This is a genomic window from Nonomuraea sp. IBHARD001, assembly GCF_056106265.1.
Genome location: NZ_JBWBBW010000002.1, coordinates 3,199,782 through 3,214,624, shown reverse-complemented (window position 1 = coordinate 3,214,624; position 14,843 = coordinate 3,199,782). Strand labels below are relative to the sequence as shown.

The window sequence follows — 14,843 nt, the reverse complement described above, 5'->3', positions numbered from 1 at the left end:
ACGGTCGCTCCCGGCGATACCACCGGGAGCGACCGTCGGCGGACTGTGCGTCCCTGGTGCCCTGGAGATCCACTCTCATGCCGATGAGGGGAAACGGATTTTCCGGCATGATCGCCGTCTGCCGGGTAGAGGCAGGCGCATGGCGAAACTGATGGACCGAGTCCGCGCGTATCTGAGCAGTCCCAAGGGCAGGCAGAACATCGAGAAGGCCAAGCGCATGGCCCGCGACCCGCGCAACCAGGCCAAGGCCCGCGCCTGGCTGAGCAGGTTCAGGCGGCGCTGACCCTACCTGCGGCGCTCAGGCGAGCTGGTCGCGCAGTCGTCTGCACTCGATGGCGAACCTGGTCAGGTTCGCGCCCGCCGCGTGCCGTGCCACCTCGGGGATCGCCCCCTTGGCCCCCGTCCTGACCGCCACTTCGGCGGCCAGGACCATCGCCTCGGTGTGCGTGACGGTCAGCCGCCTGCCGAGGGCGGGCAGCAGGGCGGGCAGCGCCTCGCGCATGATCGCCCACACCTGCGCGTGCGCCCCCAGCGCCGCCGCCTGCGTCAGCGCGGCGATCAGCGGTCTCGGCCGCAGCCAGGTACGCCCGAGCAGCGCGACGAGCTGCGCGCCGACCGCCGCGAACGACAGCTCGCCCGCCGCCGCCAGCCCCAGCAGCAGTGGCACGGCCTCGGCCTCACCGCTCGCCAGGAAGTAGGCCAGCATCATCGCGACCGCCTCGCCCGCCGGCCCCTCGGCCGAGGCGAGGGCGGCCAGATGCGAGGGCCGCACCCCCCAGCCACCCCACCGCCTGAGCAGGTACGGCATGCACGCGACGGCCGCGACCTCCCGGTGCGAGGGCAGCACGGCCGGCCACCAGGCCAGGGTGGCGCCGCCGCTCTCCCAGCTCCACGCGGGTGGCTCGCCGAGCAGGTCGTCGATGAGCGCGTGCCCGGTCGGCGCGGCCTTGAGCACCGGGACCAGCATGACCTCGTCGGCGTCTCCGGTCGGCCGTTCGTCGTGGAAGTACCACTTCCCGGCCTCACGGCAGGCCCACCTCAGGCCCGTCTCGGGATCGGGCATGCCCCCCGCGGCCAGCCAGGCGGCCACCGTCTCGGCGGCGGGCGTGCCGATCCGCCGGATGCGTACGGCGGCGGCGGGATGCGTGCCGCGCGGCAGGCGCAGCAACGCCTGGGCCAGATCGGCGGGCATCGGCTCGGCCCCCGCCTCGGCGTACCCGGCCAGCCGGTCGGCCAGCACCTCGGGATCGAGCCCGCCGCTCGTCGCCGTCGGCGTGGCCAGCAGGACCGGCGGCAGGGCGCCCGCGCACAACGCCCGGTGGATCTCGCTCAGCCTGCGCAGCACGAACAGGTCGAACGGCAGCGCCCGGCCGGGCTCGGGCAGCCACCGATGGGTCTGCGCCGCCGGGACGGGACGGCGGCCCGGCTTCAGCACCTCGCTGATCAGGGCGGTGCTCCAGTACTCGACACGGCTCCACCGCTCCAGCGAGTACACGTGGGCGCCGATCGGGCCGTACTCGGCGGCCAGCCGTTCGCGCAGCCCCTCGCGGTCGGCGCCCGCCTGCTCGACGAACCGGGCCAGCCACTGCTCGCACTCGGCCCAGTCGTAGGCGTCGGGCGAGGCCGGCACCTCGGCGAACGACCCGGGCGCCGCGAGCGAGGGCAGCGCGACGACCTCGTGCCCCTCATGCTCCGGCGCCGGACCGCCGAAGGCCGCGGCGAGCTTCCCGCCGAGCTCGGCGGGCAGGTACGCCGCCGCCTGGACGATCTCATCGGCGCCGTCCTGGAAGGCCACCGCGTGCTTGGCCGCGAGGTCGGCCGCACGCCGCTGGACCTCGTAGGAGGTGTGCGAGAAGGCCGCGACCAGGGCGGGAGTCAGGCCGGGCGCCCGCGCGGGGTCGCGGCGCACGCGCTCGTCCAGCCAGAGCAGGCCCGCGCGGGCCAGTTTGGCCTCCGGCCTGAACGTCAGCGCGCCGATCGCCTCCTCGACGTCGGCGTCGTCGTGCCCGGCCTTGCCCGCCCTGGCCAGGGCGAGTTCGGCGACCGGACCGGGAGCGGCGGGCAGCAGGCGCAGGTAGTCGCGCGTGTGCTCGGCCGTCTCGTCCGCATCGGGGGCGAGCAGGTCGTGCAGCCGGACGAAGAAGCGCAGGGCGACGGCGTCGCCGCCTCGAAGGAACCGGCTCACGCAGTCGCCGAGCAGCTGCCGCCTGGACAGCTCGCCCGAGGCCAGGCGGCGCTGGAACACGCCGAGCCATCCGCTCACGCCCGGTGCGAGCCGCTCGTCGCGCAGCGCCTTGCCCGCGCCCTCCACCTCGAACACACGCGGCAGCAGGAACTCCGTCAGCGGGTCGTCGTCGAGGATCGGCGCCGCGAGCCAGGCCAGGACGAGCGGGTCGTGCTCGGGCGGCGGCGCGCCGCAGGCCCGCAACAGGGCCAGGGCGAGCGGCGCGACGCGGTCACGAGGGGTACGGATCCGGCGGGCCAGCCGGGTGGCGACGGCCTCGCGCCACTCGGCCGGGCGGGTGGCCAGCACGCCGACCAGGTGCGCGGGATCGGCCTGCGGGCCCCAGCGGTTGGTGAGCTCGCGCCTGCCCAGCCAGGTGACGACGGCGGCCGGGCCCGCGATCGTGGCGGCCCCGACGAGCTGCAGGCCGGGGGCGTACCGCTCGAAACGGCTGTCGTCATGGGCCTCGTGCCACCATTCCGGCTCGCCCAGGCGGCCACCCGCCTCCCATGAGGCGTGCACCCTGCGCGCGGCCGCATCGCGGCACGCCTCGACCAGGTCGGGCAGCCGCCGCGCCACCTCGGCGCGTTCGGCGTCGCTCAGCGCGAGCAGAAGCGGCACGAGCGGCGTGCCCGCATCAGGCGAGGTGAGCACGTCACGCACCCGCTCGAAGGCGCTCATCGGCCCACGCCCTCGACGGCGTTCAGCGCGAGCAGCACGAGCGGCGTGCCAGCATCGGGCGAGGCGCTCATCGGCCGACCCCCTCGGCGGCGCGTGCGGCGATCCCGGCGGCCAGCGCGTGCTTGCACGGCCCGCGTGAGCCCCGGTAGTCCCACCACCACGGGCAGGTGCACGAGCCGTCGGCCAGCACCACCTCGCGCACGCCGCCCTCGGTCCGCACGCGGGCGCGCTCGCCCGCGAGTTCGACCGCGCCCGCCTCGACCAGCGCCCTGGCCGAGGCCAGCCTGGGATTGAGCGCCAGCACGTGCTCGCTCGCGTACGGGAGCTCGCGGTGGAAGTGCGCGGCCTGCGACAGGTCGTAGCCGACCTTGCCCGCCGTGCCGAGCCGGGTGAGCGCGGCACGCACCCGGGGCACCGACAGGCCGGAGCGTTCGGCCAGCAGGCCGAGCTCCACCTCCGGCTCGAAGTTGAGCAGCATGCCGACCACGTCGGCGTCGCCCTCCGCCTCCTCGCTCGCCAGGTCCGCCAGCACGGCGCCCTCGCCGGAGAAACCTCGGTAGCGCTCGGGCGAGACGACCAGCGTGTAGCGCATCCCGGGCAGCTCAAGCTCCCACGCGCTCGACGTGGGCTCGGTGTGGCCGACCGCCGGGCCGTACACCTTCAGGCCGGTGGCGAACCTCAGCAGCGGCATGAGGGTGGCCAGGCGTGCGGGGCCCGACAGGCACACCGCGCCCGCGCCGGGCAGCTCGCTCACGCGCAGGTCCCTGCCGGTGGGCACGGCCCAGACGTCGGCCCGCGCCCGCTTCGGCAGCGAGCGCAGGAAGCGCACGGCGCTCACGCCGGTGAGCTCGGCGCGCAGGTCCATGCCCGCGGCGATCACCTGGACCTCGGCGAAGCCGCGCAGCCAGCGTTCGGGCAGCGGCACCTTCTTCTCCACCACGGCGCCGTCGCGGGTCAACACGGTCAGCTCGTCGGCCCCGACGCCCAGGTGCAGCGGATCGCGTGCGCCCACCCTGGCCAGCGCCTCGCGCAGCGGCCCGTTGACGTCGACATTGGTGGTGCCCCGGTCGAACACCTCGCCGTCGATGGCCTCCTGCAGCAGGTCCAGCCGGGCGTAGACGCCGCCGCACGCGGAGAACGACTCGAACCGCAGCCGGTCGCCGCCGCACGTCACGACCGGGTCGCGGGTCCAGCCGGGACGCGGCTGGTGGTACCTGGTCAGCGCCACGTCGGCCACACCGAGCAGGCAGGCGGCGGCCGGGGCCGGCCGGGTCACCAGCCCGCTGAAGAACCTGGGCGCCGGGACCGGCCCGGCCAGCGCCCTGCCGCCCGATGTCGAGAGCCCGAGTCGCCCGTCCGTCAGGCTGGAGGGCACGGCGTAGGTGTAGGCCTGTGTCGCACTTGTCATGGCCGGGACGCTAGAGATCACCACCGACAAAAGCCACTCAACCCCTCGGATCGACCTTCCGATCCTGGAGACTGGGACCATGACGCCGCCGCCGCGATCCGCCGCCCCGCAGGAGGAGACGCGCAGGAGGAACCTCGGGGCGCTGCTGGAACACGTGCACTTCGGCGGCCCGGCCTCCCGCACCGAACTCGCCGCCGCGCTCGGCCTGAACCGCAGCACGATCATGGGCCTGACCGCCGAGCTCGCCGCACTCGGCCTCGTCAGCCAGGAGCGGCCCGACGCCGTCCGGGGAGCCGGGCGCCCGTCCCTGGTCGTCAGGCCGTCGGGCGAGCGGGTGTTCGTACTGGCCTTCGACGTGGCCGTCGACCGGCTGCTGGCCGCCCGGGTGGGGCTCGGCGGCGTCGTGCTGGAGCGCCGCGAGGCCGTACGGCAGCGCAGGCATCCGGATCTGGACGACGTGGTCGGCACGCTGGCCGAGTTCGCCAGGCAGTTGCTGCGCGACGTGCCCGCCGGGTCGGTGTGCGTGGGCGTCGGCGCGTCCTTCTGCGGGATGATCAGACCGGCCGACGGCGTCGTGCGCTTCGGGCCCGACACCGGCTGGGTCGACCAGGCGTTCGGCCCCGAGCTGGAACGCAGGCTGTCCACCGGGCTGCCGGTCAGGGTGGGCAACGAGGCCCATCTCGGGGCCGTCGCCGAGAACAGGCGCGGGGCAGGCATCGGGTTCGGCAACCTCGTCTACCTGCACGGCGACGTGGGCGTCGGCGGCGGCGTCATCGTGGACGGCGAACGACTCGGCGGCAACGACGGCTACGCCGCCGAGGCCGGGCACATGATGGTCAACCCGTACGGCGGGCGGCCGTGCGGCTGCGGTTCGGCCGGGTGCCTGGAGGCGGAGGTCGGCGAGCACGCCCTGCTGAGCGCGGCGAAGTGGCCGCCCGGCCTGATCGGGCGCGACGCGGTGGCCTCGGTCGTGCACGCGGCCGAGCGCGGCGACCCGACGGCCGCCGCGGCGCTGAACCGGGTGGGCGACTGGCTCGGCGTCGGGGTGGCCAATCTGATCAACCTGTTCAACCCGGGTGTGGTGATCTTCGGCGGCATGCTGCGCGACGTCTACCGGGGGTCGGCCGCCCATGTGCGCAGGCGCATCGAGGCCAACGTGCTGCCGGTCTCGCGCGAACGCGTGGAACTGCGTGTGGCCGCGCTCGGCGACGACACCACGCTGACGGGAGCCGCCGAGCTCGCCTTCACCGACCTGCTGGCCGATCCGCGTGCGGTGCTCACGGGGCCTGGCCGCCCGCGATGAGCGCACTGCCGAGCGGTGTGATCATGTGATGCACCGCCTTCCCGGCCCGGCGTGTGGTGATGAGCCGCGACTCGCGCAACACGGTGGCGTGCCGGGAGGCGGCGGCGGGCGACAGGCCCAGGCGTTCGGCCAGCTCGCCCGTGGTGATGGCGGGCACCGCCGCGATGACGCCGAGCGCCGCCCCCCGCTGCGGGCCGAGCAGCCTGCCCATCACGCCCTCGCTCCGCTCCTGCGGCGCGCCGGGTCCGCGCCCGCCGGGCGCGGGCACGTGCAGCAGGACGTGACCGGGCAGCGCCACGCACACAGCGGGCCCGGCGGCCAGCGCCGTCGGCAGGACGAGGAAGGTACGCCCGTGCAGGTCGATGTCGGCATCGGCCGTGCTCGCGATGGACATCACCGAGCGCCCGAACGTGATCGAGGGGTGCAGCACGTCCAGCGCGTCCGCCACGCCCAGCCGTCCCATCGTCGTACTGACCTCGGCGAAGGCGGCGGCCACCGCTGAGGTGATCTGGCGTCGCCACGGCCTGACGGCGACGGCGTCGAAGGCCGTGACGGCCGTGTTCAGCGCCGCGACCGCGCCGGGGTCGCCCGCGGCCAGCGACCTGAGGAAGGGCGTGGCCGGCGAACGCCGCCGCAGCACGACCTCCGCGCTCTGGACCGCGGCCTCGCCGGTCACGGCCAGGTCGCCGCCTTCGCCCCAGCAGTAGAGGTCGGGCAGGCTGCCCGGCACACACAGCGACAGCAGCGGAAGGGCGGTGCGGTCCAGCCTGCCCGCGATGGCCGCGCGCCAGCCGTCGAGCCCGCGCGCACGCCCGGCCAGGGCCAGGGTCGCGGCGCCGAAGACGAGTTCGTTGCGCACGTCCGGCTGTCCGATCACCCGCACACGGCCGAGATCGCCGTCCTCGAAACGGATACGGATCATGCCGGGCTCCCTCCGGATCGCGCCGGGTGCTCATTTGCGGCGCAGCACAAAGGATCGCCTATCCCCGGGGCCTCCGACGATCATCGGGCTGCGATCGGGGGCACGACAGGGGTTCGCCGCCCCCGGCAGCCGGGCTCGCGCGCATGCGGGCCCGAGGCGCCACAGGAAAGAGAGACATGATGCGCAGACAGGCGCGCCGGGCGGCGCTCGCCTTGTGGGCGGTGCTGTTCCTGATCTTCGGACTGGCCCTGCCCGCGCACGCGGGCACCTACCACCTCACCAGCGGCGTACGGCTCAGCGCCGACCAGGCCAACGGCTGGATCGTGACCTGGAAGGTGCCGACGCTCGAAGGCGATCCGAGCGCCGCAGGGGTGATCGGCCAATGGTTTTGGGGGCTCGAGTCCGGGCTGTACCGCACAGGCGGCCGGTGGAAGGCGTACTACTTCGGCAACGCCACCGCCTTCCCCGACGGCCTGGGCGACAACAGCGGCATGTGCACCGAGGCCGACGGGCGGCCGACCTGGCCTGGAGCGGGTTCGACGTGCCGTGAGGCGCTGGCCGGGTTCAGCCCGGGGCAGACCGTACGGATCAAGTACGAGCTGTGCGACGCGCAGGGCAACCCGAAGGTAGGGGGCGCCAGGGTCTGCCTGTCGTGGGACACCGGCGACGGGCGTGGCTGGCACTACGTCGCGCAGGCACGCCGCGGCGCCTTCGAGATGTACAACCACATGGAGTCCTTCCTCGACATCGGTTCGGGACCGCTGCCGCTGCGCATCTCGTGCGCGGCTCCCGCCGTCATGCAGGGGCAGAGCTACCGCGACGCCGCAGGCCAGTGGGTCACCATGACCGGTGCGATGTGGAACTTCAGCACCGACCCGGTGCAGTACTACAGCTTCAAGAACAAGCGCCTGACCGCCACCCCCGCGACCTGGGAGATCTGCTCGGCCGACGGCACCCCGCCCACCACTCCCCCGGGCCCCGGCGGCGGCAACAACCCGCGCCCGCCGAACCCGCCCGACACCCCCACGCCCGCCTCCAGCCCGCACGACTTCACCGGGGACGGCCACGCCGACCTGCTGGCCATCGGCGGCGACAGGCTGTCGTGGTGGTCGAGCAGGGGCGGGTTCGCCCTCGACCACGCGGGTTCCAACGGCCCAGGCTGGAGTCAGTACCGCGACCTGGTCAACACCGGTGACATCTCGGGCGACGGCCGTGCCGACGTGGTCGCGATCGGCGCCGACGGCTACCTGCAACGCTGGTGGGGCAAGGGCGACGCCACCTTCCAGCACGCCGGTCACTGGGGGCCAGGCTGGGGCGGCTACCGCGAGCTGACCAGCGTCGGCGACATGAACGGCGACCGCCGTACCGACCTGATCGCCATCGGCGCCGACGGCTACCTGCAACGCTGGAAGGGCATCAGCGGCGGCGGGTTCAGCCACGTGGGCGACTGGGGCCCCGGCTGGGGCGCCTACCGCGACCTGATCAGCCCGGGTGACATCTCGGGCGACGGCGTCAACGACCTGCTCGCGATCGGCGCCGACGGCCAGCTCGCCATGTGGAAGGGCAGACACGGCGGCGGTTTCTCCTACTGGCGCGCCTACGGCCCCGGCTGGGGCGCCTACAAGGAGCTGACCGCGATGGACCTCAACCGCGACGGCGTCCAGGACCTGATCGCGTACGGCGCCGCCGACGGTGTGCTGCACTTCTGGCGCGGCGTGTCCGGCGGCAACTACAGCCATGTCGGCACCTACGGGCCCGGCTGGGGCGGCTACCGCTCCTTCGCCTGACACGGCCGAAGCCCCGCCCCACGCGGACCGAGGTCCGGGGGCGGGGCTTTCGCGGGTTCCGCTACCGCTCCAGCGCCCACGCCAGCCGCAGCCAGGAGGCGAACAGCTCGGCGTCGACCTCCGAAGGATCGCGCAGCCTGACCGCGGCCATCTGCCTGGCGGCCGGTTCGAGCCGCCCGGAGGGGTCGTCGATCTCCTGCCCACGCCACAGCCCGAACGTCACGTAGGAGCTGTAGGCCTTGACGTAGGCGACCGTGGTCCTGCCGGGCGCCGGGCCGAGGCTCCAGACGGGGTGGCCCTGCCAGAGCGCGCCCGGCTGGGGCATCTCGGCGTCGACCAGGGCGTGCAGCCTTTCGGCGATCGTGCGCAGGGGCTCGGCGAGTGCGGCGGTGTACTCGGCGACCGTGGTGTGCTTGGGCATGTCTGCTCCTCAGGCGGGCTGGTAGTGAAGGTTCAGGACGCCGGTCTCGAACACCGCGGACTCGACGAGTCTGAGCGGCAGGCTGCCGATGCTCTCGTCGAACAGCCGCATGCCCTCGCCGAGCACGATCGGGTGCACCAGCAGGTGGATGTCGTCGACGAGCCCGGCGCGCAGCAGGGTCCTGGTCAGGGTGATGCTGCCGGTGACGCTGATGTCCTTGCCCGGCTCCTCCTTCATCCGCCTGAGCTCGCCGACCACGTCGTCGCCGAGCAGGGCGGAGTTGTTCCACCCGACCGTGCGCAGCGTGGTGGAGGCGACCAGCTTGCGTATGCCGTTGAGCGCGTCGGCCATCGGCCCCTCCTGGTGCGGCCAGACCGAGGCGAACGCCTCGTAGGTGGCCCGGCCCAGCAGCAGCGTGTCCGCCTGGGCCTGGATGGCCATGACGGCCTGGCCCATCTCGTGGTTCATGTACGGGAAGTGCCACTTCTCCGGCGACTCCACGACGCCGTCGAGCGAGACGAACAGGCCGGTGACGATCTTCCTCATGATGCTCTCCTCCGTGCTGGCCGGTGCTTGTACCCGGACGTCGTCCCGACGATGTGACAGGGAATGCACGGGATCGGAGAAAAGAGGATGTGACCGTTCCCCCTCCGATGGCGTCTGTTCGGATGTGACCGACACCAGAGCACGGAGGAGATCATCATCGAGGAGCTGTACCGCGAGCACTGGGCGCTCGTGTGCGGGTTCCTGCTCCGCCGTACCCGTGACCCCCATCTCGCCGAGGACCTCGCCCAGGAGACGTTCGTCAAGGCGACCCGGGCCCTGCTCGGCTGGCGTGGCGAGAACCCGGCGGCCTGGCTGCTGGCCATCGCGCGCAACGTCCTGCTCGACCACGTCAGGCGGCATCGGCGCGACCTGCCGCTGCCGCACCCGGACGAGCTCGGCGTGCCCGCCCTGCACGTCGCGTCGCTGGACGTGCGCGACGCGCTCGACCGGCTGCCCGAGCAGCATCGCAGGCTGCTCACGCTGGTCTACATCGACGGCTTCTCCCTGGTCGAGGTGGCCGCGATGACCGGCAGGAAGCACAGCACGCTCAAGACAGCCGTGTGGCGGGCCAGAGCCGCCTTCGCCGACGCCTATGGAGTGACCCATGACTGACGACGCCCTTCCCCCCATGCCCGACTTCGACCCCAGGGCCACCCGCCGGGCCGTACGGCGCGGCCTCGCCCGCACGGCGGCCATCGTGCTGGCGGCCCTGCTCGTCCTCGCGCTGGCGGCGACGACCGGATCGGGACTGCTGCAGCGGCGAGGCGAGCGGGACGTGCGCATGAGCGACGTGCTGGGCACCGCGTTCAAGATCTACAACCCGGCCTACGACATCAGTGTCAGGGAGCTGGGGCTGACCACGCCGCTGACGATGTCGTTCACGGTGGCGGCGCGACCGCTGCGCGCGATCGGCGGCTTCACCCCCGGGTACGCGGGTGCCGAGCACGTCGTCACCCAGGACTTCTTCGGCCGCGTGGGCAGGCTGCCGCTGGGCGTCAACGCGGGGACCACCCTGACCACGGCGCTGTTCGACGTCGGCACCCGCGCCCGGCCCAAGCCCGACGTCCGCCGGGTCCTGGCCAGGCTGCCCGACGACCTCAACGCCCTGGCCGTGGTGGAGTTCGCCAGGCCGCTCACCGGCGCCGAGACGACCGCGTTCACGACCGGGCACGGCACGTCGGTGGACAGGCTGGTCCTCGAACGGCGGCCGGGCTCCAACCCCATCACGTGGGGCGGGCTGACGATGTGGGATCGGGCCCCGTCGCTCGGCACGCTTTCCGGCGACGACCATGCGATCGACTCCGACGAGGTGATCGGGATGGAGCTGACCACGTTCCGCGGCTGGGTGGGCATCCTGCGCGACCACGACGAGGCCAATCTGCACGACTTCGACCTGAGTCTGGCCCGGCTGCGCAAGGCCGCGACGGACGGTCTGATCTACGGCTATGTGACATCGGCGGACACGATCGGGGAACTACGGAAGGTCATTGAGGATCCGAGGGTGCTGACCGTCCGGTTGGCTGACGTGAGCTACGACCTGAACCGGCCCTGATCGCCGATTTTCAGATGGATTTCCGGCGACACGCAGGTGACCGTATCCCTAAATGTCGCTTGATCCTCTTTTGTCATGATCGCGAGGTGTCCCAAGATCCATGGCGGGGCGGAAATCGTTTCCTGTCCGTTGAAAGAGGTGCATCATGCGCAAGATCCTCAAGGCCGCCGTGGTGGGTGTCGCCGTCGCGGCGACCAGTTTCGCGCTCGCCCAGCCGGCGATGGCCGCCTCGTTCTCCAAGAACGTGGGTGACGGGACCATCAGCTACAACGACGGCTCCGACACCTTCTGTGTGTCCGCCTACAACAGCGAGGGCTCGCGCTGGGTCGAGGTGACGCTGACGCCGATCAACGGCGGTGGCCCCACGCGCACCGTCCGCGACAACAACGACTACTACGGCCACCCGGGCAGCACCTGCACCAGCCTTGCGACCGCCTACGAGGACACCTACTACCGCGCCTCGGTGCGGACGTACTGGGGCGAGACCGCCCAGGTGGTCAACCGCGGCAACACCAACTTCTACAGCTGACCCTTTCCGGCCGGCCTGCCCGAAGATCCCCGTGCGCGACGGCACGGGGATCTTCCTCTGTCAGGGCCGCGCGCTCAGCCGCCCGGCACCCCCTCGGGCTGCGGCTCGGTGTTCCTCACCGCCGCCAGGGTGGCACGGCCGGACGGCAGCCTGGTCGCGATCGCCATCACCACGATGGTGGTCGCGCCCGCCACGACCAGCAGCGTCTGCACGCTCACCACGTCGGCCAGCGGCCCGAACACCACCATGCCGACCGGTGTGGCCAGCGCCATCACGATGCTGACGTAGCTGAACACCCGCCCGTGCATGGCCGCCTCGACGGTCTCCTGGATGAGCGTCATGAACGGCGTCGCGAACGGCGGCACCATCAGGCCGAGCACGAACATGAACCCGTAGAACACCCACAGGTTCGTACTCAGCCCGAGCCCCACCGTCACCAGGCCGAAGCTGTAAACGGCGACGAGGATCAGCCCCACCTTGCCGCGCTTGGCCAGCACCGTGGACATCAGAACACCGCCGAGCAGCATGCCCAGACTGAAGGCGATCTCCAGTACGGCCAGCTTCCACTCCTCGGCGCCGAAACTCCGCGCGATCATCAACGGCGTGACGAACGAGGGCGCCACCGTGAGCAGGAAGATGATCGTGTACACGATCAGCAGCCACCGCACGACCGCGTGCGAACGGATGTAACGCATGCCCTCGACCAGGTCCTGCCGGTAGGACGTCGTCGACTCCGTCACCCGCTCAAGCGTCGGCACGGCGACGAGCGCGAGCAGCCCGATGCCGATCACCGCCGTCACCACGTCCAGGAAGAACGCGGGCACCACACCGAACGCCGCGAAGATCGCCCCCGCCGCGGCCGGTGCGAGCAGCGCCATCGCCGAATGGATGGTCTGGAAGATCCCGTTCACCCGCATCAACTGCGCACCGGGCACGATCTGCGGAATCATCGCCTGTACGGCAGGCGTCTGGAACCCGGCACCCACCGACCTGACCGCGACGGCCAGCAGCACGATCCACAGATCCGTCACCCCGTTGGCCATCAGCACCGCGAGCACAAGCGTCGCCACCGCGATCCCGGCATCGGCCAGGATCACCAGGATCTTGCGGTTCATCCGATCGGCCAGCACACCGCCGAACAGCGAGACCAGCCCCTGGGGCAGGAAGGCGGCCACCGCGTAGAGGGCGACCGCGAGCCCCGACTGCGTCTGCAGCGTCACCCACCACATCACCACGTACTGCACGACCATCGATCCGAAAAGCGAAACCGTCTGGCCGGTAAGGAAAAAGACGACGTTACGCCGCCAGGGCGTCGTCGCAGCTATGTCGTTGTCGTCCATACCCTCGATCTTCCCCGCTCCTGACACCGAGCGTGACGCCTGGCGCGCTGGCCGGGCTCACCGGAGCACGGCGGAGGCCGCGATCGGGGCCAGCAGCAGGGTCAGCGCACCCGACACCGCGAGCCCGCCCGCACTGCCCAGCACCTCGACCAACGGCCCGCCCGCGACCAGCCCGAACGGCACGGCCAGCGTCGCCACGGTCGTCCACAGGGTGACGACCCGCTGCTGTTCGTCCGCACGCAACCCGGCCTGAAGGTAGCTGTAGGCCACCGGCGTGAACGGCGCCCACACCAGTCCGCCGAACGCGAACACGGCCAGCGCAGGCCCGAGATCGGTAACGAAGGCCAGGGCGATCGGGCACAACGCCCACAACCCGACGATCGCCACCAGCACCGGCCGCTGCGGCAGATCGCGCAGCCGGCCGACCAGCGCGGCCCCCACGAACGCCCCCGCCCCCAGCGCCCCCCACATCAGCCCGAGCGCCGACGCGTCGGCCCCCAGCCGCTCCCGTACGAACAGCGGCAGCGCCACCTCGATCGGCATGTAGAAGAAGGTGAAGAAGAACTCCACCACCAGCAACCGCACCACCACCGGCCTGCGCCGCAGAATCCGCCACCCCGACTCACGCCCTCCCTCCACGTGCGCCTTCGCCTGGCCGGCTCCCGACGCCACCCCCGCCGGGACGCAGAGCAGCACCGCCGCCAGCAGGACCAGCGCCCCGCACGCGTCCGCGAACAGCGCGAAACCCGCGCCCGCCGTCGCCACGACCAGCCCGCCCAGCACCGGCCCGACGATGTAGAGCGCGAACGTGGCGTTCAGCCCGAGCAGCCCGTTGACCGCGAAGCGCCCGCGCTCACCCGCGAGCGAGGTCGCCAGCAGCCGCCTGCCGCTCGACCCGGCCATCCGGAAGAGCGACCCGAACAGCAGCCCGCCGATCAGCACGGGCAGGGTGAGCCGCCCGCCCACGGCCAGGACGCCGAGCACGGCGAAGGTCAGCGCCCTGCACACGCAGTCGGCCAGCAACAGCGCGCGGGGCGGCAGCCGTACCCGGCCGAGGCCGATCGCCAGGGCCAGGACGCCGGACAGGACGAACGGCGCCGCCTCCACCAGGCCGATGGCGACCGCCTTGGGCACGGAGCCGTGCACGGCCAGGGTCTGGACCGGCATGGCCACGATGATCATGCCGGTCCCCGCATTGGCCAGCAGGTCGCCCAGCAGGAGCCCCGCGATCCGCCGATCGCGCAGCACCTGCCCGTACGACAGGCTGCCGGTCGTGCCGGTCATCGCCTCGCCCTCCCGCCGGGTCAGCGCTCGTCGACGACCTGGCCGTTGAGTGCGGTGGCGTCCTTCGTGAGCGCCATGGTCAGCGGGGCCTCGGGGAAGGTGGCGATGGCGGCGAACGCCGCCCCCATCTCGGCGCCGCTCTCCCAGTGCCAGGTGTCGGTGTAGGAGCCGTCCTCCAACTGGATCAGGACGGCGTGCGTGAGGCCTGGGTGCGTCTCGCGCACGGTGGCGATCAGCGAGGCCCTGCGGGCGAGGAACTCCTCCAGGTCGGCCTCGGCGACCGAGTAACGATGAGCACGGACGACGGACATGACGGTCATCTCCTTAGTGTGGATTTCGCGGACGTCTTTGGCGTGGATGTCGTGGACGCCGACCGGGACTACCAGGTTCCGGCGATCTGGCGGATCGGGGCGTTGAGCCGGTTGAACAGGTTCGTCGTCGCGGTGATCAGCAGGATCGAGGCGAGCTGCCGCTCGTCGAAGTGGTCGGCGGCGGCGTCCCACACCTCGTCCGGCACCGCGTCGCTCCGGTCGGCCAGCCGGGTGGCCGACTCGGCCAGCTCCAGCGCCGCCCGCTCGGCGTCGGTGTAGTATGGCGTCTCGCGCCAGGCCACGACCAGGCCGATGCGCTCGTCGCTCTCGCCGAGCTTGCGCAGGCTCTTGTACCCGGCGTCGACGCAGAAGCTGCAGCCGTTGATCTGGCTGACCCGCAGGTGGATCATCTCGGCGAGCTCGGGCGACAGGCCGCCGGACTGGGCCGCCTTCATCAGCTCCATGATCGGCTTCTGCGCGGCGGGGATGACGCTGGCGGGGTTCTTCATCCTGGCTTCCATGGTGTTCTCCGCTT

General features: G+C 72.3%; 15 protein-coding genes. 6 read left to right on the top strand and 9 right to left on the bottom strand.

Translation table 11 applies throughout. The annotated features are described in order from the left end of the window. Window positions 1–151 precede the first annotated feature (151 nt). Complete coding sequence (locus ACTWNK_RS16880) at window positions 152–283, top strand: hypothetical protein (RefSeq protein ID WP_474304929.1); 132 nt, start codon at window positions 152–154, stop codon at window positions 281–283. 15 nt (window positions 284–298) lie between these two features. Here ACTWNK_RS16880 and ACTWNK_RS16875 read toward each other — a convergent pair whose 3' ends face one another. Further along, a complete protein-coding gene (locus tag ACTWNK_RS16875) occupies window positions 299–2,905 on the bottom strand; it encodes a DUF7824 domain-containing protein (protein ID WP_474304928.1) in 2,607 nt (868 codons plus the stop codon). Window positions 2,906–2,972: 67 nt separating this feature from the next. Then, window positions 2,973–4,313: an SWIM zinc finger family protein gene (locus ACTWNK_RS16870; protein ID WP_474304927.1), complete on the bottom strand. Its 1,341-nt coding sequence runs from the start codon at window positions 4,311–4,313 to the stop codon at window positions 2,973–2,975. Between the two features lie 79 nt (window positions 4,314–4,392). On the opposite strand from ACTWNK_RS16870, the gene ACTWNK_RS16865 reads away from it, so the two are divergent. Beyond that, window positions 4,393–5,616: an ROK family protein gene (locus ACTWNK_RS16865; RefSeq protein WP_474304926.1), complete on the top strand. Its 1,224-nt coding sequence runs from the start codon at window positions 4,393–4,395 to the stop codon at window positions 5,614–5,616. Here the strand turns inward: ACTWNK_RS16865 and ACTWNK_RS16860 are convergent. Continuing rightward, a complete protein-coding gene (locus ACTWNK_RS16860) occupies window positions 5,591–6,538 on the bottom strand; it encodes a helix-turn-helix domain-containing protein (protein WP_474304925.1) in 948 nt (315 codons plus the stop codon). The two genes, ACTWNK_RS16865 and ACTWNK_RS16860, sit on opposite strands and share 26 nt — an antisense overlap. A gap of 176 nt (window positions 6,539–6,714) precedes the next feature. On the opposite strand from ACTWNK_RS16860, the gene ACTWNK_RS16855 reads away from it, so the two are divergent. Further along, on the top strand, window positions 6,715–8,325 hold the full coding sequence (locus ACTWNK_RS16855; RefSeq protein WP_474304924.1) for an FG-GAP-like repeat-containing protein: 1,611 nt from the start codon (window positions 6,715–6,717) through the stop codon (window positions 8,323–8,325). Window positions 8,326–8,386: 61 nt separating this feature from the next. On the opposite strand, the gene ACTWNK_RS16850 is transcribed toward ACTWNK_RS16855, so the two are convergent. Next, entirely contained in the window at window positions 8,387–8,746 is a 360-nt protein-coding gene (locus ACTWNK_RS16850) for a DUF1801 domain-containing protein (RefSeq protein WP_474304923.1), read from the bottom strand. A gap of 9 nt (window positions 8,747–8,755) precedes the next feature. After that, window positions 8,756–9,292, bottom strand: a complete 537-nt coding sequence (locus ACTWNK_RS16845; RefSeq protein ID WP_474304922.1) for a dihydrofolate reductase family protein — start codon at window positions 9,290–9,292, stop codon at window positions 8,756–8,758. A gap of 114 nt (window positions 9,293–9,406) precedes the next feature. On the opposite strand from ACTWNK_RS16845, the gene ACTWNK_RS16840 reads away from it, so the two are divergent. The 3 genes from ACTWNK_RS16840 to ACTWNK_RS16830 all read left to right on the top strand — a co-directional run bounded on the left by ACTWNK_RS16840 (window position 9,407) and on the right by ACTWNK_RS16830 (window position 11,373). Beyond that, entirely contained in the window at window positions 9,407–9,904 is a 498-nt protein-coding gene (locus ACTWNK_RS16840) for an RNA polymerase sigma factor (protein WP_474310931.1), read from the top strand. After that, window positions 9,897–10,844: a hypothetical protein gene (locus ACTWNK_RS16835; protein ID WP_474304920.1), complete on the top strand. Its 948-nt coding sequence runs from the start codon at window positions 9,897–9,899 to the stop codon at window positions 10,842–10,844. The genes ACTWNK_RS16840 and ACTWNK_RS16835 overlap by 8 nt, the downstream gene beginning before the upstream one ends. Before the next feature lie 145 nt (window positions 10,845–10,989). Then, on the top strand, window positions 10,990–11,373 hold the full coding sequence (locus tag ACTWNK_RS16830; protein WP_474304919.1) for a hypothetical protein: 384 nt from the start codon (window positions 10,990–10,992) through the stop codon (window positions 11,371–11,373). Between the two features lie 74 nt (window positions 11,374–11,447). On the opposite strand, the gene ACTWNK_RS16825 is transcribed toward ACTWNK_RS16830, so the two are convergent. Genes ACTWNK_RS16825 through ACTWNK_RS16810 form a run of 4 tightly spaced genes read right to left on the bottom strand, consistent with a single transcriptional unit; the run spans window position 11,448 to window position 14,817 of the window. Continuing rightward, window positions 11,448–12,713, bottom strand: a complete 1,266-nt coding sequence (locus ACTWNK_RS16825) for an MFS transporter (protein ID WP_474304918.1) — start codon at window positions 12,711–12,713, stop codon at window positions 11,448–11,450. 57 nt (window positions 12,714–12,770) lie between these two features. After that, entirely contained in the window at window positions 12,771–13,997 is a 1,227-nt protein-coding gene (locus ACTWNK_RS16820) for an MFS transporter (RefSeq protein WP_474304917.1), read from the bottom strand. 20 nt (window positions 13,998–14,017) lie between these two features. After that, window positions 14,018–14,317: a hypothetical protein gene (locus ACTWNK_RS16815; RefSeq protein ID WP_474304916.1), complete on the bottom strand. Its 300-nt coding sequence runs from the start codon at window positions 14,315–14,317 to the stop codon at window positions 14,018–14,020. A 59-nt stretch (window positions 14,318–14,376) separates the two neighbouring features. Beyond that, entirely contained in the window at window positions 14,377–14,817 is a 441-nt protein-coding gene (locus ACTWNK_RS16810; RefSeq protein ID WP_474304915.1) for a carboxymuconolactone decarboxylase family protein, read from the bottom strand. Window positions 14,818–14,843: the final 26 nt, after the last annotated feature.

Bases quoted from the DNA above. Each gene is read 5' to 3' on its own strand.
- ACTWNK_RS16880 (WP_474304929.1), top strand. From the start codon at position 152: ATGGACCGAGTCCGCGCGTATCTGAGCAGTCCCAAGGGCAGGCAGAAC.
- ACTWNK_RS16875 (WP_474304928.1), bottom strand. From the start codon at position 2,905: ATGAGCGCCTTCGAGCGGGTGCGTGACGTGCTCACCTCGCCTGATGCG.
- ACTWNK_RS16870 (WP_474304927.1), bottom strand. From the start codon at position 4,313: ATGACAAGTGCGACACAGGCCTACACCTACGCCGTGCCCTCCAGCCTG.
- ACTWNK_RS16865 (WP_474304926.1), top strand. From the start codon at position 4,393: ATGACGCCGCCGCCGCGATCCGCCGCCCCGCAGGAGGAGACGCGCAGG.
- ACTWNK_RS16860 (WP_474304925.1), bottom strand. From the start codon at position 6,538: ATGATCCGTATCCGTTTCGAGGACGGCGATCTCGGCCGTGTGCGGGTG.
- ACTWNK_RS16855 (WP_474304924.1), top strand. From the start codon at position 6,715: ATGATGCGCAGACAGGCGCGCCGGGCGGCGCTCGCCTTGTGGGCGGTG.
- ACTWNK_RS16850 (WP_474304923.1), bottom strand. From the start codon at position 8,746: ATGCCCAAGCACACCACGGTCGCCGAGTACACCGCCGCACTCGCCGAG.
- ACTWNK_RS16845 (WP_474304922.1), bottom strand. From the start codon at position 9,292: ATGAGGAAGATCGTCACCGGCCTGTTCGTCTCGCTCGACGGCGTCGTG.
- ACTWNK_RS16835 (WP_474304920.1), top strand. From the start codon at position 9,897: ATGACTGACGACGCCCTTCCCCCCATGCCCGACTTCGACCCCAGGGCC.
- ACTWNK_RS16830 (WP_474304919.1), top strand. From the start codon at position 10,990: ATGCGCAAGATCCTCAAGGCCGCCGTGGTGGGTGTCGCCGTCGCGGCG.
- ACTWNK_RS16825 (WP_474304918.1), bottom strand. From the start codon at position 12,713: ATGGACGACAACGACATAGCTGCGACGACGCCCTGGCGGCGTAACGTC.
- ACTWNK_RS16820 (WP_474304917.1), bottom strand. From the start codon at position 13,997: ATGACCGGCACGACCGGCAGCCTGTCGTACGGGCAGGTGCTGCGCGAT.
- ACTWNK_RS16815 (WP_474304916.1), bottom strand. From the start codon at position 14,317: ATGACCGTCATGTCCGTCGTCCGTGCTCATCGTTACTCGGTCGCCGAG.
- ACTWNK_RS16810 (WP_474304915.1), bottom strand. From the start codon at position 14,817: ATGAAGAACCCCGCCAGCGTCATCCCCGCCGCGCAGAAGCCGATCATG.